This window comes from Acinetobacter sp. ANC 5378, assembly GCF_013004315.1.
Lineage (GTDB): Bacteria > Pseudomonadota > Gammaproteobacteria > Pseudomonadales > Moraxellaceae > Acinetobacter.
In genome coordinates this window covers 71,783-96,742 of record NZ_JABERK010000010.1, presented here as the reverse complement: position 1 = coordinate 96,742, position 24,960 = coordinate 71,783, and the positions used below count along the sequence as shown (strand labels likewise).

The following is a 24,960-nucleotide window of genomic DNA, read 5'->3' as shown; positions in this document are numbered from 1 at the left end:
GCAATTAAAATAATATCAGCCAAGGAAGAATAATGAAAATACAACAGGCGGATGAAGTGTGGCGGAATTGGTCAGGGAGTCAGCACGGCTCTGCTGAAATTTTTAAGCCCAGTCAGATCAATGAATTACAAAGTCTGGTGAAGTCGCATGCACACATTCGTGCAGTGGGTGCAGGGCATTCGTTCAGTGCTTTAGTCAATACAAATGAAGTGCTGATCAATCTCGATCGTTTCAATGGTGTAGTTGCCTTTGATGAAGATCAAACTCAATGCACTCTTCAAGCGGGCACCCGTTTATATGATTTAGGTGAATATCTTGCCCCGATCAATCAGGCCCTACCCAATCAGGGCGATATAGACCAGCAAAGTTTGGCGGGCGCCATTTCTACCGGAACGCATGGTACGGGTATTGGTTTACAGTGTTTATCTGCTTTTGTGGAAGGTTTTGAATTACTGACCGCATGTGGAGAGCTGTTACAATGTAATCGTCAGCAAAATACCGAAATATTTCAGGCTGGACGAGTGGCATTGGGCAGCTTGGGTATATTGATAAAAATTATCCTGCAAAATCGGCCACGATATAAATTAAAAGAACAGATTCGACTGTGTCCGCTACAGGAGATATTTGCAAATATCGATCAATGGAAACATCAGCACCGACATATTGAATTTTGGGCATTTATTTATTCTGATCATGTGATGTTGAAAACCTTGAATGAAACGGATGATGACATTCAGCCGAGGCAAGAGAGCTGGTCTTCAGAAGATGCCTTGTTGACCTTATGTTCGGAATTGACGCGAAGATTGCCTGCTACAAATCCCTATCTGCAAAAACTGCTGAGTGTGTTTATCAAACCGACCTGCTATGTTGATTGGTCCAACCAGATTTTTCCCACACCGCGCAAGACCAAATTTAATGAAATGGAATATCAGATTCCGGTTGAGCAAGGCTTACAGTGTCTAGAGGAGGTTTTGCATGTTTTATGCAAACATCAAGTGCCGATGTTTTTCCCGATCGAGTTTCGTTATGTCAAAGGCGATGATATCTGGTTAAGCCCTTTTTATGAAAGTGATTCAGTTTCTATTTCCATTCACCAGTTTTATAAACAGGATTATCATGCGATCTTTAATCTGGTCGAGCCTATTTTACAGAAATATCAGGGACGACCACATTGGGGAAAATTGCATTCCATGACTGCAGCTTCGCTGCATGATCTCTATCCGAAATGGGACGATTTCATGGCATTACGTCAGCAACTGGATCCACAGCAAAAATGGCTCAATCTTTATTTAAAGCAATTGTTTTTGTCTGGAAAATGAGGAGAGGGCGATGCAATCAAATTATTTTCAGCAACTGACTCAGGATCTCAAACAACAGGGAACAGGAACGCCGTAGCTGATTTTAGATGTAAAAACCTATCAACATAATTTGAACTATGTACAGTCAAAATTGCCTGTGCAGTTAAAACCACGTCTGGTGGTGAAATCCTTAGCCAGCATCCAGCTACTCAAACTGGCCAGTGGAAAACTGAATACCCAGTGCTTTATGGTGTTTCATCTGCCGCATCTTGCGGAAATTATGGGGTCATTTCCGCAAGCCGATATTTTGCTGGGAAAACCCATGCCGATACGGGCAGTGGAATTGTTTTATCAAAGCACTACGCAGCAGAATATTCATATCCAATGGCTGATTGATGATGTAGCGCGATTACAACAATATCTGCAGCTCGCGCAACGACTTAATCTCAGATTAAATATAAATATTGAAATTGATGTTGGGCTGCATCGTGGTGGAGTACAAACCCAGCAGCAATTTAGAGCCTTACTGAAGCTGATTCAGCAAAATGCGCCTTATCTCAAACTTTCAGGGTTGATGGGCTATGATGCACATGTTACCAAACTGCCAAAAATCATAAAAAGTCCTGAAAAAAGTTATCAACAATCACAGCAGATTTATCAACAATATAAAAATATTATTCAGCAGCAATTCCCGGATTTATGGCATGAAAGCCTCTGTTTTAACGGCGGTGGGAGTCCAACCTTTATGCAGCATTGCCAGCAGAGCGAATGTAATGATCTGGCTTTTGGTTCGATGTTGGTCAAGCTGAGTGATTTTGATCTGGAAAATTTATCCGTTTTAAAGTGTGCACTCTGGATTGCTACACCCGTGTTAAAAGTTTTGCCGTATAGCCAATTGCCCGGTTTGGAGGTGCTAAATCATCTTCCACATAAATATCAAGCTTTGTTTGTCTATGGCGGTTATTGGCGAGCAGATTATATTTATCCTGAAAAAAGTCAGCCGCACATGTTATATGGTCGTAGTAGCAATCAGGAAATGCTTCAGGTTCCTAAACCTCGTGACATTGCCGTGGATGATTATGTATTTTTAAGACCGGCACAAAGTGAAGCTGTGATCCCGCAATTTGCTCAGCTCTATGCTTATACACAGGGCAAATTCGAAGCATGGGATACCTTTAGAGCATAAAATGAGGAGCAAGATTTCCTGATTCTGATGAAGGGAGAGCATTGGCAAATAAATTCAAAATCAGTCAAATCGCGAATTTTCTAGGTGAAAAGGTTTAATCCTTGGGGTAAGACGTGTAAAATTCTAATCGATTTACATTTATCCACCGTTTTTATCTTTTGAGGTTCTCCTCGATCATAATCTCGCGGTGATATGCTCCATGGTACGGGGCATCACTCCTTAAGGATTTCTTATGCCAATTATCACTTTGCCCAATGGCGATCAAAAACAGTTTGATCATGCCGTATCTGTGATGGACGTTGCACTCAGCATTGGTCCTGGTCTTGCAAAAAATACAGTTGCTGGTCGTGTGAACGACCGTTTAGTCGATGCGTCTGATCTCATCACTGAAGATGCAACACTACAAATTATTACGCCTAAAGACGACGCCGGTGTCGAAATTATCCGTCACTCTTGCGCGCATTTGGTTGGCCATGCTGTTAAGCAATTGTTCCCAGAAGCAAAAATGGTGATTGGTCCAGTCATTGAAGAAGGTTTCTACTATGACATCTGGATGCCACGTCCATTCACATTAGATGACATGGCAGCGATTGAAGAGCGTATGAAAAAGCTCATCGATCAAGACTATGAAGTCGTGAAAAAAATGACACCGCGTGACGAAGTGATTGCAGAATTCACAGCACGTGGTGAAGAATACAAACTGCGCTTGATTGCAGACATGCCTGAAGAAACACAAATGGGCTTGTACTACCATCAAGATTATTTGGATATGTGCCGTGGTCCGCACGTTCCAAACACTAAATTCTTAAAATCGTTCAAGCTGACTAAAATCTCGGGTGCTTACTGGCGCGGTGATGCGAAGAATGAACAGTTACAACGTATTTATGGTACAGCTTGGGCAGACAAAAAACAGCTTGCAGCCTATGTAAAACGTATTGAAGAAGCAGAAAAACGCGATCACCGTAAAATTGGTAAAGCGCTAGATTTGTTCCATATGCAAGAAGAAGCACCGGGTATGGTGTTCTGGCATCCGAACGGCTGGACCATTTACCAAGTACTTGAACAGTACATGCGTAAAGTTCAGCAAGACAATGGCTATGAAGAAATCCGCACCCCACAGGTTGTAGATTTTACGCTTTGGGAAAAATCAGGACATGCTGCAAACTATGCAGACAACATGTTCACCACGCATTCTGAAAACCGTAACTACGCGGTTAAACCAATGAATTGTCCTTGTCACGTACAAGTGTTCAACCAGGGTTTGAAATCGTACCGTGATCTTCCGGTACGTTTAGCAGAATTTGGTTCATGTCACCGTAACGAACCATCGGGTTCATTACACGGCATTATGCGTGTTCGTGGCTTTACTCAGGATGATGCGCATATCTTCTGCACCAAAGAACAAATTGGTCAGGAAGTTGCAGACTTTATCAAATTGACACTGGATGTATACAAAGACTTTGGCTTCGAAGAAGTACAAATGAAATTGTCGACTCGTCCTGAAAAACGTGTTGGTGAAGATGCACTTTGGGATATGGCGGAAAAATCTTTAGCGGATGCTTTGGATGCTGCAGGTCTGGCTTGGGATTTACAACCAGGTGAAGGCGCATTCTACGGTCCGAAAATTGAATTCTCACTGAAAGACTGCTTAGGTCGTATCTGGCAATGTGGTACTATTCAGTGTGACTTCAACTTACCAGGGCGTTTAGACGCATCTTATGTAACAGAAGATAATGATCGTGATCAGCCTGTGATGTTGCACCGTGCAATTCTGGGTAGTTTTGAACGATTTATTGGTATACTTATTGAGCACTACGCTGGTTTCATGCCACCATGGTTATCACCAGTTCAAGCGTGTGTAATGAATATTACTGATTCTCAAGCCGAGGCATGTGAGTCAGTCGTCGCTAAACTTAAAGAAAGTGGAATTCGTACCATTTCTGACTTGAGAAATGAGAAAATCGGCTTTAAGATTCGTGAACGTACTTTAGAGCGTATTCCTTACTTACTGGTTCTTGGAGACCGTGAAGTAGAGGAAGGTACTGTGAATGTTCGTACCCGCTCAGGAAAAAATTTAGGTACTATGTCAATCGATGCCTTCGTTGACCTAGTGAAAGCAGCCGTAGCCGAACGCGGCCGGTACATTGTGGAGTAACAGCGATTAAACAGCCTGACCGTAATCAACAGGGCGGTAACAAATCAAACCGTCCTGCCTTGAATGATGAAATTCGTGCAAAAGAAGTCCGTCTTGTAGACGAAAATGGCGAGCAAAAAGGTATCGTAAGCTTGGCTGATGCCTTACGTGCAGCAGAAAGCGTTGAGCTTGATCTTGTAGAGATCGTTGCCAATGCAGAGCCACCCGTTTGTAAGATCATGGACTTCAACAAGCATTTGTTTGATCTTAAGCAAAAGCAGAAAGAAGCGAAGAAAAAACAGCATCAAGTACAGGTGAAAGAAATCAAGCTACGCCCTGCGACTGATGTTGGTGATTACAACGTAAAATTACGTGCAATTATCAAGTTCCTTGAAGAAGGCAACAAGGTAAAAATCACCTTACGCTTCCGTGGTCGTGAAATGGCTCACCAACAATTAGGTCTTGCTCAATTGCAAAAAGTTGAAGCAGACGTAATCGAATACGGTACAGTCGAACAATCACCAAAAATGGAAGGTCGTCAAATGGGTATGCTACTTGGACCAAAACGTAAAAAGTAAGCACTCATTGATCCATTGATAAAAAAAGCACTGCCAATGCAGTGCTTTTTTTATGGCTTAGGATTTGGTTTACAATTCCAATACTGGGACAAGACTTGGATAATCTGTTGGTAAGGATGATTATTTTTATTCTTAAAATGTCAATCTATGCTTTTTGATCCAAAAAGAAAGACCCTTCTGGGTCTTTCTCAATAAGAGCGATTTATTGTGCATCTACGCTGGTCTTTTCCGTATTTTCAATCGCCGTCTTTTTACCAATCGGAATTTGGCGCGGCATGGCTTCTTCAGGAACAGAACGTTGCAAATCTATTTTCAATAAACCATTTTCATAATTGGCTTGTTGTACCTCAATATGTTCATCTAGGCGTAGCGACAGTTTAAATGAGCGACTGGCGATGCCTTTATGTAAAAATTCAACCGTGGTATCTGACTTTTCTTCTACGGCTTTACCGGTAATCGTGAGTAGCTGATTTTCAAGATTAATCTCAAGTTGATCTTCATTAAAGCCCGCTGTAGCAACGACAATTCGATAGTTGTTATCACCTGTTTTTTCAATGTTATAGTGCGGATAATTGGGTGTATCGCTTTGCATGGCGTAATCAAATAAATCATTGAGACGGTCAAAACCAATGCTACGACGGAATAGGGGAGTAAGACTGATATTGCTCATTGATATAACCTCTTGAGTGCAAATAATTTTTATAAACAAGATTGCAATTCTGTTATGCATGCATGAACAGTATGTAGAACAATATCTGATAAGATCATTGTCCTCTGTTATATATTGTACTGTTTTTAGTGCTTTCAAGAATTCAGCTTGAAAAAGCTATAAGCTTTTAATATTGAATAAAAACAATTAATTATGCTTGATTGTTTTGTGTTTTAAACTTCAGTAAAGCTTGGTGATTTATCAATATAAAACATGATATAAGTATGAACACAGTTCAATAATGTCATGCAAAACGAGAACGACAAAAGGTAGGAAACATGATTGATCTATATTATTGGGGAACGCCCAATGGTCATAAAATTACAATCGCTTTAGAAGAAATGGGCTTGGATTATCAAATTTTTCCCATCAATATTATGGAAAATGATCAGTTTCAACCTGACTTTTTACGTATTTCTCCAAACAATAAAATTCCGGCAATTGTCGATCAGGATGGGCCGCGTGGCGAAGCCATTTCAGTGTTTGAATCTGGTGCAATCTTGCAATATTTGGGGCGTAAAACAGGCTTGTATTATCCCGAGGATGAACAGCAACGTGTTGAAGTTGAACAGTGGTTAATGTGGCAAATGGGCGGTTTGGGTCCGATGCTTGGGCAGAATCATCATTTTGGTAAATTTGCGCCTGAAAAAATCCCCTATGCGATTGATCGTTATGTAGCCGAGACTAAACGTTTGTACGGTGTGTTGAACAAGCAGTTGATTGGTCAAAAGTACGTGGCGGGTGAATATTCAATTGCCGATATGGCAATTCTGCCGTGGATTTTGCGTTATGAGTGGCAGCAGATTCAACTCGAAGATTATCCATACGTAAAAGAATATGTAGATCACTTGACCGCACGCCCAGCAGTGCAACGTGCTTTGGCAATTCAAGTGAATGCCTGATGATAAAAATTGAAAAATGTTTTTTGTGCTAAGATTGCGGAATAACACCGCTTAAATCTCGCAAAAATAAACCACCCGTTGCGGTGGTTTTTTATTGGACCTCATGGCTATGAAAGACTTTTTCTTAAATTTAACGCATATTATTGAAACAAATAAGAAAATTTATTGGGCGATCATCTTCGGTATTGCAGCTTGCTTGTTGTTGTTTATTGCGGAAGTGGTGCATATGCAATCAGTGGCAGAGACGCTAAAAGCCAATGATCCATCGGTATCCAAAGAAATATTTGGTGTGATTGCTCATCGTTATAGTTTGACGCGATGGTTGGTGATGGCTTTATTCATTGTTTGGTCTATTTATGAATATAAATCTACCAAGAAAAAACTCGGTCTTTAAACCGTTGTTCATCTAATGCTGTCCTACGCTTTACTGTTTATTTCTGCCTTTGGCGCAGCGACTTTATTGCCCTTACAGTCCGAAGCCGTTTTATTGGCGCTGTTGGCCGAGGGTAGTCAATCAGTTATTGGGCTGCTGTTTGTTGCAAGCTTGGGAAATATTTTGGGTTCCTGTGTGAACTGGTGGCTAGGTTTGCAAATCGAACACTATAAAGATAAAAAATGGTTTCCTGTTTCAGAGCAGAAAATGTTGAAAGCACAGGGAATTTATCAAAAGTATGGCTACTGGTCGCTACTATTGAGTTGGGTGCCGATCATTGGCGATCCTATTACCTTGATTGCGGGTTTACTCAAGGAAAACTTTTGGCAGTTTTTATTGATGGTGAGTCTTGCGAAAGTAGGGCGCTATTTATTTATCTATGGTGCTTTTTCAATGTTTTAAAAAAAGAGATGCATTGCGCATCTCTTTTTATTGCCTAGATTACTGACATTGATTTAAATCGAACTTGATTTCATCTTTAAGGGTCGATTTTTTATAAACCCAATATTTACGTGGTACATCTACTTTGGCATTTGAGACTGCGCGCACAATTTGTTGGTCTAAAGTGTAAATGCCAGAACCATTTTTCACTTTTACTTTTCTCACATCCCCATGTTTATTCACTTTAAAGGTGAATTTCACTGCACGATTGTGCCCATTGAGCTGTTCTGAATCGATATCTAAAGCGGGTTGAGCACGATATGAAAAGGGTGCTTTCTTGTCTTGCTGCTGAGCCTGCCAGTTTTTAGAGTTAAAGTTGTATTGGCAAACTTCCGCATCATTCTCTTGGTTTAATTTAAGGCTAAAGGTTTGATAGCCAATTTGTGGAATGGCAGTGTCATTTTCGACATAGGGTTTTACCTGCGCCTCACGAACCGCTTTAATTAACAGATCATCTAAATGCGTTAAGCCGGTACTTTCTTGTACGCTGGCTTTGCTGATACTGCCGGTTTCATCGGCATAGATCCGAATAATCGCGCTACGGTTTTGATCTTCTAAATCTTCACTTTTATAGCTTGGACGTGGAAATTTGCTCCACTGAATGCGCGTGGTTAAATGCGCGGGAAGGGCTGCGCTTTTCTGAACCGAGAGTTGTTTTGGTGCTTTAAGTGTAGCGCTATAAGTAGCACTTAACGGTAAGCTCATAAGTAGAGAAAAACACAGGATTTTCTTCATAAATATTTATTTCTTTAATCAGGCCAGAGGTTGTATTGGTAGCGGAGCATTGTGAGTGCGAAGTATTTCCTGAATTAGAAATACTCGCAAGTCTAAAAAGTGAATTAACGTATTTGATCATCACCTTGAGTGATATCTACGCCAAATAAATCATGAGTTTTTGCCCAACTTATCGCAACCACGACCATGGTTATACATCCACCAAATACGGTTGCCATAATGGTGCCCATGTATTTTGCGGCTAAGCCAGATTCAAATGCCCCAAGTTCGTTGCTGCTTGAGACAAACATGCCGTTTACTGCGGCAACGCGGCCACGCATATTTTCAGGTGGATAAATCTGCAGGATTGTTTGACGAACCACCACTGAAATACTGTCGCAGGCTCCGGTCATGGCTAAAGCAAATAGGGACAGCCATATGTTATTTGAGAAGGCAAACAGCAGTGTGAACACCCCAAAACCCGCTACGGCAAGCAGCATATTGCGCCAGGCATTTTGAGTAGGGGGAAATCTGGTTAAGGCAATCATGGTAAAAAGCGCACCAATAGAAGGTGCGGCACGTAAATAACCCAACCCTTCAGGACCAACTTTAAGAATATCTTCTGCGAAAATAGGCAGCAGGGCAATTACCCCACCAAAGAGAACAGAAACCAAATCCAGTGAAATTGCCCAAAGCACAATCTTGGTTTTCCAGATAAAGCGGAAACCATCCCCCAAACTTTCGATCAAATTATTCGTTTCAATTTTGGGGAAGCTACGCTTTTGTAGCAGGTTAATCAGGATAAAACAGATACTCAACAATACCGCGACTGATAGCAAACTGGTTTCACGACCTAAAAATGCCAGCATGAAACCACCGAGCATGGGACCAATAATCACGCCACTTTGCCAGCCGATCGTGGTCCAGGTTGCACCATTAGCATACAGTTCACGTGGAATTAGGAAAGGTTTGAGTGAAGTAGCAGAGGGGTTGTAAAAACCACGAATCGTGCCCAAGCCAAAAATGACGGCATAGATTCCCCAAGACAGCGTATTTATCCCAATTTCACCTACACCATAGGCATGAAACAGCCACCATAAAACCAAAGGTAAGGGCACGGCAAAGAACAAACAGATTTTCATAATGGTCTGTTTATTAAAGCGGTCTGCAAAATAGCCACCCCATAAAGACAAGCTGATAAACGGAATAGCTTCGGCTAAACCAATTAAACCTAGCGTCAGTGGGTCTTTGGTAATTTGATAAAGTGAATACGCGACAATAATTTCTTGAATTAAAATGGCGAGGGTGAGACAGAACTGATTTACCGTAACAATAGAGAAATCACGATAGCGCAGTGCTGCAAAAGCATCCTGTGCGGGAGTCATATTGGTCCAATATTCTTATGTTGTGATAATTATAGTGCTGAATAGTTGATTTATTAATAAAAACATCGCGCATTTGATATTGGAAATAAGACTAAGAGAAGCGGACGATTAGTCGTGTGTTTTAAGGATATTTGCTTTTGTTTTAAGCAAAGATGCTTTAGAATACTGGCTCCCTTACCTGCAGGTCGTTTTGTAATGGTGCAAACGAGCCGAACAGGTGTTCAAAAGAGGTTGTTATGCCTAAGATGAAAACTCGCCGTGGTGCAGCTAAACGCTTTAAAGCGACTGCTAACGGTTTTAAGCGTAAACAAGCGTTCAAACGCCACATTTTGACCAAAAAATCTGCTAAGCGTATTCGTCAATTACGCGGCTGTGTAATGGTTCACGTAAGTGACGTTGCTTCAGTTCGCCGTATGTGCCCGTACATCTAAGGAGATTATAAATGGCTCGTGTAAAACGTGGTGTACAGGCTCATCGCCGTCACAAAAAAATTCTTGCTCGCGCTAAAGGTTACTATGGTGCTCGTTCACGCGTTTACCGCGTAGCGTTCCAAGCGGTAATCAAAGCTGGTCAATATGCTTACCGTGACCGTCGTCAGAAGAAACGTCAATTCCGCGCTTTGTGGATTGCACGTATCAATGCTGGTGCGCGTCTTAACGGTTTGTCATACAGCCGTATGATTGCTGGCTTGAAAAAAGCTCAAGTAATTATCGACCGTCGCGTTCTAGCTGACATCGCTATGCATGACGCAGTTGCGTTTGCTGCATTGGCGACTAAAGCGAAAGATGCTTTGGCTGCATAAGTCTTTATGACTTTTAAAAAGACTGCTTTTAGCGGTCTTTTTTTATTTTGAGTTTCCAAAAATACCGAACAATTTTAATCAAATCTGCGTTTTGGAAATGTCGATAAGATGAATAAACCAATTGCAGAAAATCCAATGGCTTGCATGGCGAGAGTGATTTTATGCTCTGTCGGCAAAGCTGAAATTAAACTGATCAATGCCATAAGCGGCATAACCCAAATAAGAATAGCAAAGCCTTTTTTATAGGGATTATCTGCTGCAATTTTTAAGCTTAAAGCCCTTAACCCATGCAGGCTCATTCCAATGGCAATACTAATACCTGTAAACATTGGTGAAAGTTGTTGCACTGTAGAACACAGATAAATCATCACACAGGTGGCAATACAGACAATCAGCTTCATTTGACGGGTACATTTATCTGAATACCAAAATTCCAGCATTATTTTTTCTCGTCTGAAGCATCATTTTTATTCAGTAAAGATAAAGGTGAAAATAAACAGATGGCTAAAGCCGTAAAACCAATACCTTGCGCACCCGGAATTAAAATTTCACCCTCTTTCATCTGCATAAAAATAAGGGCCAGTAATAGCGCAATCGGAATCCAAGTCAGGAGGCGATATAGCAATCCGGTTGGATTTTTTGAGGCAAAATTAATTTTGCAATAACGACAAATCAGAAAAATAATACCCGTGCCTAAGAACATGAGAATTGCATCAGGTTTTAGCGGTTCCATCCAGTAAAGTATGCCTGTTGCAATCGCAATCGATACAAAGATCATGAGTTTACGGAGGATGGAAACTTTAGGATTAAACCAAAATTCGAGCATATTCTTCTGATAGATAAACGAGGACTGACTGCACTTTAGCAAAAACAAAGATAAAAAAGCGAGGCTTTTGCCTCGCTAAAAATTAAGTATTTTTCTGTGGACCCCAATCATAAATTTTCTTTTGGTAGGCATACCACATCATCCAGAGACCGATCAAAATCATCGGTACAGTCAGGAATTGACCTTTACTCATCCAGCCAATAAAGAGTTGTCCATTGTCGGGTTCGCGGAAGAATTCCACTACAAAGCGTGCAATACCGTAACCAATCAGGAACAAGGCTGAAACGGCCATACGTGGACGCGGTTTTGAACTGAACCACCACAACACAATAAACAGAATTAAACCTTCAGCCAATGCCTGATAAAGCTGTGATGGGTGACGCACCAATTGCAGCGGATCGGTCGGGAAAATCATGCCCAATGCAAAGTTTGGGTCAGTGACTTGGCGACCATAGAGCTCGCCACCAATAAAGTTACCGATACGACCGAACATCAAGCCAGTTGGTACGCAAGGGGCAATAAAGTCCAGCGTTTGAAACCAGGTCATCTTGTATTTCTTGCACCAGAACAGCATGGCTATCATCACGCCCAAGAAGCCGCCATGGAAGCTCATACCACCAGTCCAGACCTGAAATAGCCAGAGCGGATTGGCCAGAAACTGTTCAAAGCCATAAAAGAACACGTAACCTACACGACCACCAATCACTACACCTAAGGCGCCATAGAAAATCAGGTCAGATACCATGTCGGGTGTCCAGCCATCACGGTGTTTGGTGCGATAAGTCGCCAGTCCCCAGGCAAATAAAAATGCCAGTAAATACATCAGTCCATACCAATGGACTTGTAACGGTCCCAGCGATACGGCAACTGGGTCAATATTTGGATAGGTCAGCATTCCTGTTCCTTGTGATTCTGTTTTGCACAGATTTTAGCTGAATGTGATGAAAAATGTTGTACATTCAATGTGTAAAGATAAAGAGCATGGATTATGTGTATTGTCGCTTTAGCTTGGCAAGTCTTGGAAGATACGCCTTTATGTCTGATTTCCAATCGGGATGAGTTCTATGTCCGTCCGACAGCTGGTTTAAAAGCTTGGGGAAATAGCCCGATTATTGCCGGACAAGATCTACAGTCTGGCGGAACGTGGATGGGTGTGACTGCATCGGGAAGATGGGCAGTAGTGACCAATTTTCGAGATGCAACCGATAAAAAAACCTATCCGACTTCACGCGGTCATCTGATTCAAGCTTTTTTAGAATCTGATTTAACGCCCATTCGTTTTGCTCAAGCATTAGAAAAACACCAATGTGATTATGCCGGTTTTAATTTATTGCTCGGTAATCAAGATCAGGCGGTTTATATGAGTAACCGCGGTGAAGCTCCCCAGGTTTTAGCTAAAGGGGTGTATGTGGTATCCAATGGTTTAATGACTGAACATTGGGAAAAGACCAAACATTTACGTAAACGTTTTACCCAAGAATTTTTACCGATGTTGCAGCAGGCTTCTATAGCTGAAACGGATCTTGAATTTACGGTTTGGGATATTTTAGAAGATGAACGTAAAATTATTCCAGAATTGTTACCACAGACCGGTATTAGTGCAGAGATGGAAGAGTTGTTATCTTCAACCTTTATTCAAAGTCCTATTTATGGCACCCGCTGTTCGAATTTTTTAAGAATGAAAAATGATGCCTGGCTGTGGCAGGAAAAATCCCAGCAAGGGCAGAATCAAGGGCAAATCATTCAGCTTGATTTTGCCTTGAGTCCATAAAAAATGCCGACGTGAAGTCGGCATTTTGTTAAGTTGTTTTCAGCTATTTTGGAGTATCAGTTATTTTTTTAACGATGGATGGCATTGGGTCTGCTGTGATGTAGCCCACTGATGCGGCATAACCATCATTATAATTTGCATTAATTAAGGGGGTGAGTGCAGTCTTGACGACATTATGAATACCACCCCAATCACCTGCATGCTGGAAGTTGCTCATAATATACGTCCAACCATTAATGGAGTCGACCGCATGTAAGCCTGTTGCTTCTGCACCTGCGGGTGTAGAAAGAATACGATCAAGTGATTTCGTATCGACATTGTAGGCCCAAAGGAAGTTATTCACATGGTTGCCACTGTCTTCACCAATAAATAATGTGCGCAATGTTTCTGAGAATTTCAGGTTGTCTGGGCTGGCAATATTATTTGGATTGGCAGTATTCCCGAGGCTATCAGCAGGAATATCTTCGCCCATACGTAGCATATGGCTTTGATATGGAACCCAAGCACTGTCAATAAGGCTATTCTCAGTATCGACAAGACTGCCTTTTAAGTCATGTGCCATAATGCCGCCAGCTTTAACAACTTTGCTGAATTTGACGTTATGTGAAGCTACCCAGCCAGTTTGACCTTGCACCATAGAGCCTTGAATGTTAGCCAAAGCAGAGTAAGCAACTTTATCTTTAATGTTGACAGTTGTGCCTTCCATCTTTGTAAACGCCATACTGCCGCCTTTTAAAGCTGCGTAACGGTGTGTTTCAAGGAATGCTGCTGCCAGTTCAATTTCAGTTTTACTGAAGCCATTATTGGCTTCTTTGAGTTTGACCCAAAGTGTTTTGCCATCTAAAACAATTTGCGTGTAGCCTGTTGTATCTGCTGGAGCAGTAACTAAACTTTCCATGATATTTTCAGCTTTAATACCACGGACATTGACTAAATCTTCAATGGTTTTGCTGTCTGAATGACCGAGTTTGATCCATTCAATGCCAGCAGTTGACGTTTCATTCAGCTCATTCTTGTATTTAGCAACATAAAGTGAACCAGCAGATAAGTCTTTTTCTTTGTCTGCAACGAACATAAAGAAGCCGCCATTGGTATAGTCGTCGCCCATAATGGCAGTACGATTATCTGGCATGACTTGAATCAATTCATGTGAAATACGGCCTAAGCAATAATGTTTCTTCGCAGTTGCACCACCTTTACCATCTAAAATAATTTCAGGCATATGGCCATAGTTATATACATTGGCTTGAGTTTCATTACCGTACAAATATGAGCTATATGCTTTTAATGTACTAAGTTTCGTACCAATCTGATCGAATGCATCAGGTTCATATTCTTCACTAGAAAGGTGGGTGTTCCATGGTGACATGCTGGCACCACAGGTAATCCATAAGCCGTGAACTTTTGACATATCGACATTAAAGTATTTTTTGAGTTCCAAATGACCGGTAGTCTGATTTTGATCTAAAGTGAGTACTGCAATTGGAGAGGGTAATTTGCCATACATATCGTCTTTAGCCAGGTTTTTAGATGCATATTCAAATTGAACAACATGAAAAACAGGATTATTGACGCCAGAAACATTGGCACCTTCAATGTGAATCAGTGAAGAACCATCTGGGCAGTCTGAGAAAAATTGACGCGATGTTCCTGCAAGAGATGTATCTAAAATTGGCTGATTATTAATGTCATAATAACCACCGGCTAAAATTTTTCCACCGGCTAAGTTGTCGACCTCTACACCGGTGTTAAAGAAAGCTTTATAACCGAGTTGGTATTCAGTTTGGGTATTGTTATCCCAGTCAATGGTTAATTTAGATGCAACCGTTGTTGTCGCCATCGCTGCTGCATTGCTTAGATCTGGCGCAGCCATTGGGGTAAATTTAGCACTTTTAAAATTGATGGGTTTTTTCGGTGGAGTAGTGATGACGTCTGAATCACTATTATTACAACCGGTTAATGCTGCTGTTGTGGCCATTGCCCCAAGCGGTAAAAAAGGAATTCCAGAAAACCATTTTAAAAGATCGCGACGAGTTGGCTGATTAGAAGTGGCTGTCATATTAAATCCGTAAAGTGTGATTAAGTTATTGTTTAGTTAGTTATCGTGAACGATTGTATAAACGCTTGGTGACAGTTTTTTTACACTTTTTGGTCAATTTTAAGAATTTTTTTGTATTTAAAGATAATAAAATCAATATTTTAATTATTTTTAATGAGAGGGCTCCAAATCCCGGGTTATGGATTCGGAGTTGGAGGAAAGCCCCTTTAATTACTGACTCGATGCTTGACGTTTTTCCAAAATTTTTCCAAGAAATAAACCCACTTCAAATAATAACCACATTGGAATGGCGAGCATGATCATAGATAAAGCATCTGGTGGAGTCACAAACATGGCGATAAAGAAACAGCCCACCACAATGAAGCGGCGTTTTTCTGCCAAACTTTGCGTGCTGACCAAACCGATCAGAATCAGGACTAAAGTAACAATTGGAATTTCAAAGGTTAATCCAAACACCAAAAACAGCTTTAAACAAAAACTTAAATAACTGTTGATGTCGGTCATCGGTGCAACGCTCTCCGGTGATACACTGATAAAGAAATGCAAAATTGCCGGTAGGGTAATGAAGTAGGCGAAGGCTATACCTAAGTAAAATAAAGAAATACTGCCAGCTAAAAGGGGAATGGCCAAGTGACGCTCTTTTTCATACAGTGCAGGGCGTACAAATGACCATAAAAAGTAAATAATCACTGGCATCGCCAACATCAAGGCCACAAAGAGATTCAGCTTAAACGGTGCCATAAAGGTTGCGGTAACATCGGTGGCAATCATGGTGGAACTGACAGGTAATTGCTGTCTGAGCGGTTCCGACAAAAGCTGATAGGTGTAATTGCGAAATGGCAACAAGCAGAAAAACAGCAGCAGCGTAATACCGACGATTTTAAATAAATACTGGCGTAGCACGATTAAATGCTGCATCACAGGCATCTGTTCTAGATTTTCAGTCTCTGATTTGACTACAGAGGCAGGTAATTGACTTTGGCTCATACGGCAATCTTCAATGTAGATGGGAGATAAGAGCTCGAAAACTTGAGTACATCAGTACCATGTGACTTAACAAAATTCGCTGAAAATGGTGTCAAATGACACTGACTGAGCCTTGTGTAAAGTGGTAGAGATGGCTCTTGAGTCTTTTGTTGTTGTGTTGACTGAGTCAGATGATCCAGTTGCTTTTGTAAGCGCTGTTCTATTTCTGTCATGCGGTCAATTTCTTTCTGAATTTCTTCACGAAACTCGGAAAGCTTGAGTTCCCGATCGACTTCGGTTTGTACACTATGAATAAAACGTTTGCCTTTACCATACCATTTCGCGGCAAAACGAGCAGCTTCAGGAAGCTTTTCTGGGCCCAGTACCAGCAATACAATAATGGCAAAGCACAGCAGTTCAGTCATACCAATATTAAGCATAACGTTTTAGCCTGAATGGGTTTTTACCGTGGAATTAACATCGGAATGACTGGTTTGATGTTCAATAATTTTTGGTTCATTTAATGCTGAAGTAGTTGCTTCATCTTCTTTAATCGACTTTTTAAAATCTTTGACTGCACCACCAACATCTTTACCCAGGTTTTTAAGTTTTGATGTACCAAACAATAAAATTACCACAATTGCAAAAATCACAACGTGCCAAATTGATAATCCTGCCATGTTCTTTACTCATTTTTTATTTAAGATCATCTGAACATGTTGCGATGACAGCAATGTGACTGAAAAATTTCAGTTTAAAGACAAACCAGATTAAAGCTGCTTTTGTGTTTGATTCGATGCTAGCATATTTCTATTGCTCATTCAGGATGGTATTGTGGCTTTGCTTTTACCACTTTTCGGCTTTTTATGTGGATGGGGACTCGCTTCAACGCAATTTTCCGCAGCTTTAAAATCACTATTCTCGAGTCTGTTAGCACGGTTTTTTATTCCGATTGTGATTATTTACAACATGGTGTTCTATCAGGCAGGCAGTCTTAGCCTGATGATATTTAGCTTTGTTGTGGCTATTTTCATGTTCTATGCTTTTCACTTTATTTTTAAAGATAAGCTTCGTGCACTCTGCGTTAGTTATGTCAATTTAGCTTGGCTTGGTTTTCCATTTGCTTTGGCTTTGTTTGGCCCTGAAATTAGTGCGGCAATGGTAGCGCTATATGTTGGCGGTTCCATATTCGGCAATATCTGGGCAGTGACTGCAGTCAGTCTGGATGTTCAACCTCTTTCAACGGTAATCAAAAAAGTTGCTTTGTCACCCCCAGTTTTCGCATTATTGATTGCTTTAATCTGTCGAATTATAGGTTTACAGCATCTGCAACAGCATGATTGGCTAGATATAATTTATAGTTTTGCAAAAGTGGGCATGAGCTTTACCGGAATGTGCGTACTCGGCATGTGGCTACGACATACCAAAGTGCATGCGGAAGATTTACTGCGCAGCGGTAAAATTTTCTTGATCAAAATCGCTGTGGGCGTGGTGATCTGTAGTCTGACTTACTTCTTTATTCCAATTCCAAAGATTGAAAATTATATAGGTGTGATGTTTTTATTGTTCTGTCTACCGCCAGCCGCCAATATTGTGGTGCTAGAAACCCATTATCAAGGTACGGGAACTTCAGCGAAATATATCGCTTCGGGAACGGTTATAAGTTGTGTAGTGGTGATGCTGTATGGAGTGATACTTCATCTTTTATTACTCTCCCTCTAACTCCCTCCCAAAGGGAAGGAGGACATCGATTTAAAATTATGCTTGGATTAAATCACATATAATTCCCTGTCCTGAGCCATGTATGGCGCAAGAGAGAAGGGGGACTTTGAGAGCAGAAATTACTTGTATAAACTAGCCTTAAACAACTGCATCGCCTGACCACGGTGGCTGATTTTATTTTTCTCTTCTTTAGACAGTTCTGCACTAGAAATACCGAGTTCAGGCAACCAGAACAATGGGTCATAACCAAAACCATTTTCACCACGTGCAGCTTCTAAAATTTCACCTTTCCAGATGCCTTGGAAAATTTGTGGTAGCGGATCTTCTGCATGTTGCACCAGTGCAAGTACGCAGACAAACATCCCTTCAATTGCTTCGCCGTCTTTACGTAGTGGTTGAAGGTCGGCTAACAGTTTTTCATTATTGGCAGTATCATTGCCATGCTCGCCTGCGTAGCGCGCAGAATAGATGCCCGGTGCACCGCCCAAAACAGGAACGCAAATACCCGAGTCATCGGCAATCGCCGGTTTTCCAGAAATTTTAGATGCATGACGGGCTTTGATAATCGCATTTTCGACAAAGCTCAATCCGTCTTCAATTGCATCTTCAATATTGAGTTTACCTTGCGCAAGTACTTCAACAGGTAAGTTCAATTCTGCAAATAGTTTTTCAAATTCGGCAATTTTTCCTTTGTTGTTACTTGCAAGTACCAGTGTACCTTGGGATAACCAATTTTTAGAAGCCATTGTGTAGATCTTAATTTGAAAATAATTGTGAGTATTTTAGCAAAATTATTTGAATAATTTAGGCAATAAAAAAGCACCCGAAGGTGCTTTATAGAATCCATCAATGATTATTGAGCTTGAATCCATTTGTCCGCACGGTCACGTGCCATGCGAATCTGTTCTTGGGTCAGGTTGGCAGCCAAAGCGGTCTTCTTGCCTTCAGACAGGGTAATAACCTTATTGTCGAGCATGCCATCACGTGTAGAAAGCTCATACCATTGGTATGCACCGACGTAATTTTTCTTTTGCTCTTCCATCATCGCAAGATTAAAGCTGGCACGGTTGTCACCATGGCTGGCTGCTTTTTCAAAGTATTTACGTGCTAAGGTTTCGTCTTTTCTGGTGCCAATACCATCCGCCAGCATACGACCGACATTCAATTGTGCAGCAGTCAGACCTTGATCGGCAGCTGCTTTGTACCAGGTAAAAGCCTGCTGTTGATCTTTTTGAATGTCTTTGCCGAGTTGATATTTGGTCGCCAAATAAAACTGTGCAGCGGCTTGCCCTGATTTTGCTGATTTAATCAGGCTATTAATATCCATTACAGAATATTGTGCAGCTTGACTGGAAACAGATGGTGCAGGTGCAACATAATCTGCATGGGCTTGAAGGCTAAAAAGTCCAACTAATAGTGTGCTTAATAATATTTTTTTCATAGTGCGCTCACTCTATAAATAGCGACTTCACCAAACAGATTCGGGATATGTTTACTGAGTAAACTACCTTGCTGATCCCCATTCACGGCGAGTCGGTTAATAATCCTGATGTCATTTTCTGCACAAAGTGCTTCAAAATCACGGAAAGTACATAAATGGATATTCGGCGTGTTATACCACATATACGGTAAGGCATTTGAAACAGGCATCATTCCTTTTAAAGCCAAGAAAGAACGCGTCTTCCAATGGGCAAAGTTAGGAAAGGTAATAATGGCTTGTTTTCCCACACGTACCATGTCACGCAATAATACGTCTGGTGCATCTACTGCTTGCAAAGCCTGTGCCATAACCACATAGTCAAAGGACTGGTCTGCAAAGCGGCTTAAACCGAGGTTCAAGTCTTGTTGGATAATATTTAACCCTCGACTGACCGCAATTGCAATCTTTTCCTGATCGATTTCCAATCCATATGCACGAATATTGTGCTTTTTGCCCATATGCGCCAGCAGTTCACCATCACCACAACCTAAATCGAGTACGCTTGAATCAGGTTTAATCCATGTTTCTGCAAGTTGATGATCGATACGCATTACACAGTCTCCTGACGTGTTGCTTCAAGGTGTTCTGCGCCACCTAAAAATGCACGTAATGATTTAACGTAAAGCGGAATAGGAAACAGGAACGAGTCATGACCTTGTTCTGCATCAATATCGACATAGCTAACAGGTTTATGATTGGTGATCAGCGCATCCACAATTTCTTGTGAACGCTTCGGGGTGAAACGCCAATCGGTGGTGAATGAAACCACCAGGAAACGGCATTGGGTATTCGCCATCGCCTTAGTTAAAGACAATTCATATTCACGTGCCGGATCAAAATAATCCAGCGCTTTGGTCATAATCAGGTAAGTATTGGCATCAAAGTTACGACTGAACTGTTCACCTTGATAACGCAAATAGCTTTCAACCTGAAATTCAACGTCAAAACCATACATAAATTTGCCCGACTTCAAGTCACGGCCAAATTTCTGTTTCATGGCTTCTTCAGACAAATAAGTAATATGACCCACCATACGTGCCAAAATCAGGCCACGTTTCGGATAGCTGTCATTTTCCAGATAACGGCCGTTATGGAAATCTGGATCCGACAAAATCGACTGACGTGCGACTTCGTTGAAGGCAATATTCTGTGCAGACAGTTTTGGTGCACTGGCAATAATCACACAATTTTTTAAACGATCGGGATAGTCCACTGACCATTGCAAAGCCTGCATGCCACCCAGTGAACCACCAATAATCGAGTACCAGACATCAATGCCTAAACGGTCAGACAGCATGGCTTGGGTTTTCACCCAGTCACGAACGGTAACTAAGGGAAAGTCCGGACCATAAGGGCGATTGTCATTTTCAGGATTTGGCGATATTGGACCGGTAGATCCACTACAACCACCAATGTTGTTGAGGGCAACAACAAAGAATTTAGAGGTATCAATCGCTTTGCCTGGACCAATACAGGCATCCCACCAGCCTGGCTTTTTATCATCTTCATGATGATAGCCTGCTGCATGATGATGACCCGACAACGCATGGCAAATCAGAATCGCATTGGATTTATCTGCATTGAGTGTACCGTAGGTTTCAACCATGATTTCGAAACGTGGGAGAATGCGACCACATTCAAGCTCTAACGGCTCTTCGAATGAGAACTTTTGTGGGGTAACTAGACCCACTGAGTCAGCTGGAAAAGACACAGGAAATTTTCGCCTTAAATCTTTAGGATGAATAACAAAAGGATACCACTTGAGGGTATCCTTTCTAAAGTTTTTTATTTGATATCGTTTATACGGCGGCAGCAACGACCTGATCGGTACTTAATACACCTTGTTCGATCAAACGGTTGGTACAGGCAATGATCGCTTCGATTGAAGCAGTCACAATGTTGTCGTGAACACCTGCACCGAATGCAGATTTACCTGTGCCTTTCACTTGAAGCTCAATTAAAGCCAAGGCTTTGGCGTGAGCACCCGAACTAATGCTACGTTCTTCATAGTTCAACACGTCAATTGGTAATTGTAATGCATTCAAGATGGCAGAAATCGGACCGTTACCTTCACCACGCAAGTGTTGATTTTCACCGTTAATTTCGATATCTAACTCAATCACCTGATTGCCATTGTCATCAGACAATCTGTAGTTTTTCGCAGAGTAATGAGCGTCTTTGATTGCAACATAATTCTGTTTGAACAAAGCCCAAATATCTTGTGCTGAAATTTCTTTCGCCTGTTCATCCGTCACTTGTTGAACCGCTTGTGAGAATTCAATTTGTAAACGGCGTGGTAATACCACATTGTAGTTCGATTCCAACAAGTAAGAAATACCGCCTTTACCTGACTGTGAATTGACACGAATCACCGCGTCATAGTCACGACCTAAATCTTTAGGATCGATTGGCAAGTAAGGCATATCCCACATTTCTTGGTTCTTCTGGAACTCGAAACCTTTCTTGATTGCATCTTGATGCGAACCAGAGAATGCGGTGAACACCAAGTCGCCAGCATACGGATGACGTGGGTGAACAGGCAAGCCAGTGCATTCTTCAACAGTGGCAATAATTTCATTGATGTTGGAGAAGTCCAAGTTTGGTGCAACACCTTGGGTGTACATGTTTAAGGCAATTGCTGCAACGTCAACGTTACCGGTACGTTCACCATTACCAAACACACAGCCTTCGACTCGGTCAGCACCGGCCATAATTGCCAATTCAGAAGCTGCGATCCCACAACCACGATCATTGTGGCAGTGCACAGAAATGATCACGCCATCACGACGTTCAATATTACGGTGCATCCATTCCACTTGGTCAGCATAGACGTTTGGTGTCGACACTTCCACCGTAGCCGGCAAGTTCAAGATTACTTTGTTTGTCGGTGATGCTTCCCAAACTTCAGTCACTGCATCACAGGCTGCTTTTGCCACTTCTAATTCAGTCGCAGAGAAACATTCCGGGCTGTACTGAAAAATAAATTCGGTTTCAGGATATTGCGCTGCGTATTCTTTCACTTTTGTCGCAGCATTTACTGCTAACTGTTTTGCACCGGCAACATCAACATTCAAGACTTTTTGACGGAAAGTCGGTGAGTTTGAATTGTAGATATGCACGATGGCACGTTTTGCACCGATTAACGATTCAAAAGTACGTTGAATCAAGTGATCACGTGCCTGAACCAATACTTCGATGTAAACGTCATCCGGAATATGACCTTCTTCAATCAATTTACGGGTGAAGTCGAAATCAATTTGAGATGCAGAAGGGAAACCGATTTCAATGTGTTTGAAGCCGATTTTCACCAACATCTGGAACATTTTAAATTTCTGTTCCATATCCATCGGTTCGAAAATTGCTTGGTTACCGTCACGAAGGTCAGTGCTCATCCAAATAGGCGCTTGATTGATTTCATTATTTGGCCATTGACGGTCTGGCAAGTCTACACGTTGGTACATGCGACGATATTTTTTACTTGGATCAGCCAACATCATGAGGTAACTCCTTGTGTAGCATGTATTGCTTTTAATCGTGGATAACGGCAACGTACTACGAATATAGATTGTGTCTATTCTAACCATTTACAAGCGCTACTTCGGGTACTTTAGTCGAAAGTCGTAAAATATTGATAAATTATTACGACTTAGCTTTATCGCAGCACTTGCAAATCTATAACTAAATATTAATCCACTTATTCCGAAAATAAATTTCTATTTTTGCGTTTACAGCAGATTTATAGAAAATATTTTCCTTTAATTTGATTGTTTGTGAAAAATATAGTCGGAAGTGATCTCATTTAATGTCGCAGTTCCCGCTAAAGCCATCGTAATCTCAAATTCTTCCTTTAAGATTTTAAGCACATGGGCAACCCCTAAAGCACCTGCCACGGCTAAACCATGAATATAGGGACGACCAATACAAACGGCTGAAGCACCTAAAGCAATGGCTTTAAAAATATCGGTGCCACGACGAATTCCACCATCGACAATTAAAGGGAAATCCTGAGGAACCACTACTTTAATACGTTGCAGGGCAGTGAGGGGTGAAATGCAGCTATCTAAAACCCGCCCACCGTGATTGGAAATGATCAATCCTTGAACACCGGATTGAACTGCACGTTCTGCATCTTTGGGATGAACCACACCTTTTAAAATTACGGGGAGTGAGGTGTTCTTGATCAGCCATTGGATATCGTCCCATTTCGGAGCAATCTGCATTAAGCCATTAAATACCGGATGTTGATCTTTACCAATTTCAGGCAGGGGAAGATGCGCAGGCGTATGCGGATGGTGCATACCTTCGGGTAACTGAAAAAATACCCGACGTTCACGATCGCGAATACCGGTATGCGGTGAATCGACGGTAATGACCAAAGCTTTAAAGTTGTGCTGCTCTGCCAGTTTCACTAGGGCAAGCGATTTTTCCCGGTCACCCTGCCAATAAAGTTGAAACCATTTGTAAGGATTTTCAGCTTTAAGGCTACGCATATCGGTATTGCTGAAAGTACTTAAAATCAGGTTGCTCTGTAGTACTTCAGCGGCTAAAGCGGTTGCCAGTTCAGCATCCGGGTGAAACAGTTGTTGATGACCAATCGGGGCTAAAAAAATTGGATGTGGAAATGTTTGCCCCAGAATCTCATATGCGGTATTACCTTGAGTCAGGTCATTTAAATGTCTGGGAATCAGCTGGATTTTTTTAAACTGATCGAGGTTTTCCTGAACACTGACTTCATCCATCGCTCCGCCTTGCAAGTAATGCCAGGTACTTTCTGGAAGGTGCTTTTTAGCTTGTCGTTCATAATCGGCAAGGGTTTGCAAATGTGCTGGAATTTGGCTGAATGGGTCAAGCGGTGTCACCGGTTTCATAAATCACCCCATTGGCGTAATAAATTATGATAATGACTGGTTAAACTGATGATTTCTTCCGAATCACCCACTTGTAGTCGTAGTTTCATAATGGTCATATCCAGGTTGAATAACATACTGCGTTGCCAGTCATCTTTCACCATGCTTTGCAACCAGGTAAATGCTGCAACCCGTTTGCCATGAGTCACCGGTTCAACCCGATGCAAACTGGTTGCCGGGTAGAGAATGGCATCACCTGCATTGAGCTTCACTTCATGGCTGCCATAATGATCTTCAATGATCAGTTCACCGCCTTCATATTCATCCGGTTCAGATAAAAACAAGGTGATGGAAACATCGGTGCGAATTGCATGTCCTGTCGTATCTGAATATTGCACCGCACTATCGACATGATTGCCATAATTGCCCTCATCTTGATAGCAGTTAAACAAAGGCGAGAGTATGTGTTTGGGCAGTGCCGCAGATTTGACCTGAGCATTTCGTTGTAAGGCTTGCAAGATCTTGGGAGATAGGGATTGATAGATAATACTGTTCACATCAATTTGCAGATTATTTTTTATTTTTTGAGCCTGAAAGCCTGCGCTTTGCTGACCCTGAATCCAGGCATGGCTGACATCCAGTTGCTGGCGTAATTCAGTAACCTGCTGTTTGGTTAAAATTTCAGGAATATGTAACATCATCAGCTT

27 protein-coding genes and 1 pseudogene are annotated in these 24,960 nt (G+C 41.6%); 11 read left to right on the top strand and 17 right to left on the bottom strand.

All coding sequences use genetic code 11. The annotated features are described in order from the left end of the window. The first annotated feature begins 32 nt into the window (after positions 1-32). The 4 genes and pseudogenes from HLH16_RS02850 to infC all read left to right on the top strand — a co-directional run bounded on the left by HLH16_RS02850 (position 33) and on the right by infC (position 5,196). The gene (locus HLH16_RS02850) at positions 33-1,319 is read left to right on the top strand and encodes a D-arabinono-1,4-lactone oxidase (RefSeq protein WP_171528164.1); all 1,287 of its coding nucleotides are present in this window, start codon (positions 33-35) and stop codon (positions 1,317-1,319) included. Positions 1,320-1,329: 10 nt separating this feature from the next. Beyond that, positions 1,330-2,484: pseudogene (locus tag HLH16_RS02845) on the top strand (alanine racemase). 232 nt (positions 2,485-2,716) lie between these two features. Beyond that, entirely contained in the window at positions 2,717-4,639 is a 1,923-nt protein-coding gene (gene thrS / locus HLH16_RS02840; protein WP_171528163.1) for a threonine--tRNA ligase, read from the top strand. 5 nt (positions 4,640-4,644) lie between these two features. Further along, positions 4,645-5,196 carry a translation initiation factor IF-3 gene (gene infC / locus HLH16_RS02835; protein ID WP_131287406.1) on the top strand — a complete coding sequence of 184 codons (552 nt, stop codon included), beginning with the start codon at positions 4,645-4,647 and terminating at the stop codon, positions 5,194-5,196. Positions 5,197-5,398: 202 nt separating this feature from the next. On the opposite strand, the gene HLH16_RS02830 is transcribed toward infC, so the two are convergent. Beyond that, positions 5,399-5,866: an Hsp20 family protein gene (locus HLH16_RS02830; RefSeq protein WP_171528162.1), complete on the bottom strand. Its 468-nt coding sequence runs from the start codon at positions 5,864-5,866 to the stop codon at positions 5,399-5,401. 317 nt (positions 5,867-6,183) lie between these two features. Between HLH16_RS02830 and HLH16_RS02825 the strand changes: the two genes are divergently transcribed. The 3 genes from HLH16_RS02825 to HLH16_RS02815 all read left to right on the top strand — a co-directional run bounded on the left by HLH16_RS02825 (position 6,184) and on the right by HLH16_RS02815 (position 7,642). Then, positions 6,184-6,807, top strand: coding sequence for a glutathione S-transferase N-terminal domain-containing protein (locus HLH16_RS02825; RefSeq protein ID WP_171528161.1), 624 nt, complete (start codon positions 6,184-6,186; stop codon positions 6,805-6,807). A gap of 103 nt (positions 6,808-6,910) precedes the next feature. Continuing rightward, positions 6,911-7,201, top strand: a complete 291-nt coding sequence (locus HLH16_RS02820) for a hypothetical protein (protein WP_350643832.1) — start codon at positions 6,911-6,913, stop codon at positions 7,199-7,201. 18 nt (positions 7,202-7,219) lie between these two features. Then, entirely contained in the window at positions 7,220-7,642 is a 423-nt protein-coding gene (locus tag HLH16_RS02815) for a YqaA family protein (protein ID WP_171528198.1), read from the top strand. Positions 7,643-7,681: 39 nt separating this feature from the next. On the opposite strand, the gene HLH16_RS02810 is transcribed toward HLH16_RS02815, so the two are convergent. Together HLH16_RS02810 and HLH16_RS02805 are read right to left on the bottom strand one after the other, a co-directional pair. Continuing rightward, positions 7,682-8,416 carry an energy transducer TonB family protein gene (locus HLH16_RS02810; RefSeq protein WP_171528160.1) on the bottom strand — a complete coding sequence of 245 codons (735 nt, stop codon included), beginning with the start codon at positions 8,414-8,416 and terminating at the stop codon, positions 7,682-7,684. Between the two features lie 104 nt (positions 8,417-8,520). Further along, positions 8,521-9,780 carry an MFS transporter gene (locus HLH16_RS02805; protein ID WP_171528159.1) on the bottom strand — a complete coding sequence of 420 codons (1,260 nt, stop codon included), beginning with the start codon at positions 9,778-9,780 and terminating at the stop codon, positions 8,521-8,523. Between the two features lie 236 nt (positions 9,781-10,016). On the opposite strand from HLH16_RS02805, the gene rpmI reads away from it, so the two are divergent. Together rpmI and rplT are read left to right on the top strand one after the other, a co-directional pair. Beyond that, on the top strand, positions 10,017-10,211 hold the full coding sequence (rpmI, locus tag HLH16_RS02800; protein ID WP_004278281.1) for a 50S ribosomal protein L35: 195 nt from the start codon (positions 10,017-10,019) through the stop codon (positions 10,209-10,211). An 11-nt stretch (positions 10,212-10,222) separates the two neighbouring features. Further along, on the top strand, positions 10,223-10,582 hold the full coding sequence (gene rplT / locus HLH16_RS02795) for a 50S ribosomal protein L20 (RefSeq protein ID WP_131287394.1): 360 nt from the start codon (positions 10,223-10,225) through the stop codon (positions 10,580-10,582). Positions 10,583-10,656: 74 nt separating this feature from the next. Here rplT and HLH16_RS02790 read toward each other — a convergent pair whose 3' ends face one another. From HLH16_RS02790 to lgt, 3 genes are all read right to left on the bottom strand, one after another. Beyond that, a complete protein-coding gene (locus tag HLH16_RS02790; RefSeq protein ID WP_171528158.1) occupies positions 10,657-11,022 on the bottom strand; it encodes a hypothetical protein in 366 nt (121 codons plus the stop codon). Then, positions 11,022-11,408, bottom strand: a complete 387-nt coding sequence (locus HLH16_RS02785; protein ID WP_171528157.1) for a hypothetical protein — start codon at positions 11,406-11,408, stop codon at positions 11,022-11,024. The genes HLH16_RS02790 and HLH16_RS02785 overlap by 1 nt, the downstream gene beginning before the upstream one ends. An 82-nt stretch (positions 11,409-11,490) precedes the next feature. Further along, on the bottom strand, positions 11,491-12,303 hold the full coding sequence (gene lgt / locus HLH16_RS02780) for a prolipoprotein diacylglyceryl transferase (protein WP_171528156.1): 813 nt from the start codon (positions 12,301-12,303) through the stop codon (positions 11,491-11,493). Between the two features lie 93 nt (positions 12,304-12,396). Here lgt and HLH16_RS02775 point away from each other — a divergent pair, with 93 nt between their 5' ends. Beyond that, positions 12,397-13,179 carry an NRDE family protein gene (locus HLH16_RS02775; RefSeq protein ID WP_171528155.1) on the top strand — a complete coding sequence of 261 codons (783 nt, stop codon included), beginning with the start codon at positions 12,397-12,399 and terminating at the stop codon, positions 13,177-13,179. Positions 13,180-13,222: 43 nt separating this feature from the next. Here the strand turns inward: HLH16_RS02775 and HLH16_RS02770 are convergent, their stop codons facing one another. From HLH16_RS02770 to tatA, 4 genes are all read right to left on the bottom strand, one after another. Then, positions 13,223-15,238, bottom strand: a complete 2,016-nt coding sequence (locus tag HLH16_RS02770; protein WP_171528154.1) for a PhoX family protein — start codon at positions 15,236-15,238, stop codon at positions 13,223-13,225. Positions 15,239-15,448: 210 nt separating this feature from the next. Then, the gene (gene tatC / locus HLH16_RS02765; protein WP_171528153.1) at positions 15,449-16,225 is read right to left on the bottom strand and encodes a twin-arginine translocase subunit TatC; all 777 of its coding nucleotides are present in this window, start codon (positions 16,223-16,225) and stop codon (positions 15,449-15,451) included. Further along, complete coding sequence (gene tatB, locus HLH16_RS02760) at positions 16,222-16,644, bottom strand: Sec-independent protein translocase protein TatB (RefSeq protein WP_171528152.1); 423 nt, start codon at positions 16,642-16,644, stop codon at positions 16,222-16,224. Before tatB ends, tatC begins: the two co-directional genes overlap by 4 nt. A gap of 6 nt (positions 16,645-16,650) precedes the next feature. After that, entirely contained in the window at positions 16,651-16,884 is a 234-nt protein-coding gene (tatA, locus tag HLH16_RS02755) for a twin-arginine translocase TatA/TatE family subunit (protein ID WP_171528151.1), read from the bottom strand. Positions 16,885-17,038: 154 nt separating this feature from the next. On the opposite strand from tatA, the gene HLH16_RS02750 reads away from it, so the two are divergent. After that, the gene (locus HLH16_RS02750; RefSeq protein ID WP_171528150.1) at positions 17,039-17,926 is read left to right on the top strand and encodes an AEC family transporter; all 888 of its coding nucleotides are present in this window, start codon (positions 17,039-17,041) and stop codon (positions 17,924-17,926) included. A gap of 119 nt (positions 17,927-18,045) precedes the next feature. On the opposite strand, the gene rdgB is transcribed toward HLH16_RS02750, so the two are convergent. From rdgB to HLH16_RS02715, 7 genes are all read right to left on the bottom strand, one after another. Further along, positions 18,046-18,672 (bottom strand): RdgB/HAM1 family non-canonical purine NTP pyrophosphatase, encoded by a 627-nt coding sequence (rdgB, locus tag HLH16_RS02745; RefSeq protein WP_171528149.1) that lies wholly within the window; start codon positions 18,670-18,672, stop codon positions 18,046-18,048. 107 nt (positions 18,673-18,779) lie between these two features. Further along, the gene (locus HLH16_RS02740; protein ID WP_171528148.1) at positions 18,780-19,367 is read right to left on the bottom strand and encodes a tetratricopeptide repeat protein; all 588 of its coding nucleotides are present in this window, start codon (positions 19,365-19,367) and stop codon (positions 18,780-18,782) included. Further along, positions 19,364-19,957, bottom strand: coding sequence for a methionine biosynthesis protein MetW (metW, locus tag HLH16_RS02735; protein WP_131287365.1), 594 nt, complete (start codon positions 19,955-19,957; stop codon positions 19,364-19,366). Before metW ends, HLH16_RS02740 begins: the two co-directional genes overlap by 4 nt. After that, the gene (metX, locus tag HLH16_RS02730; RefSeq protein WP_171528147.1) at positions 19,957-21,117 is read right to left on the bottom strand and encodes a homoserine O-succinyltransferase MetX; all 1,161 of its coding nucleotides are present in this window, start codon (positions 21,115-21,117) and stop codon (positions 19,957-19,959) included. The genes metW and metX overlap by 1 nt, the downstream gene beginning before the upstream one ends. An 88-nt stretch (positions 21,118-21,205) precedes the next feature. Continuing rightward, on the bottom strand, positions 21,206-22,903 hold the full coding sequence (gene leuA / locus HLH16_RS02725) for a 2-isopropylmalate synthase (RefSeq protein WP_171528146.1): 1,698 nt from the start codon (positions 22,901-22,903) through the stop codon (positions 21,206-21,208). Positions 22,904-23,161: 258 nt separating this feature from the next. After that, positions 23,162-24,274 (bottom strand): alpha-hydroxy acid oxidase, encoded by a 1,113-nt coding sequence (locus tag HLH16_RS02720; RefSeq protein WP_171528145.1) that lies wholly within the window; start codon positions 24,272-24,274, stop codon positions 23,162-23,164. Then, complete coding sequence (locus HLH16_RS02715) at positions 24,271-24,954, bottom strand: Fe2+-dependent dioxygenase (RefSeq protein ID WP_171528144.1); 684 nt, start codon at positions 24,952-24,954, stop codon at positions 24,271-24,273. The genes HLH16_RS02720 and HLH16_RS02715 overlap by 4 nt, the downstream gene beginning before the upstream one ends. Positions 24,955-24,960 lie beyond the last annotated feature (6 nt).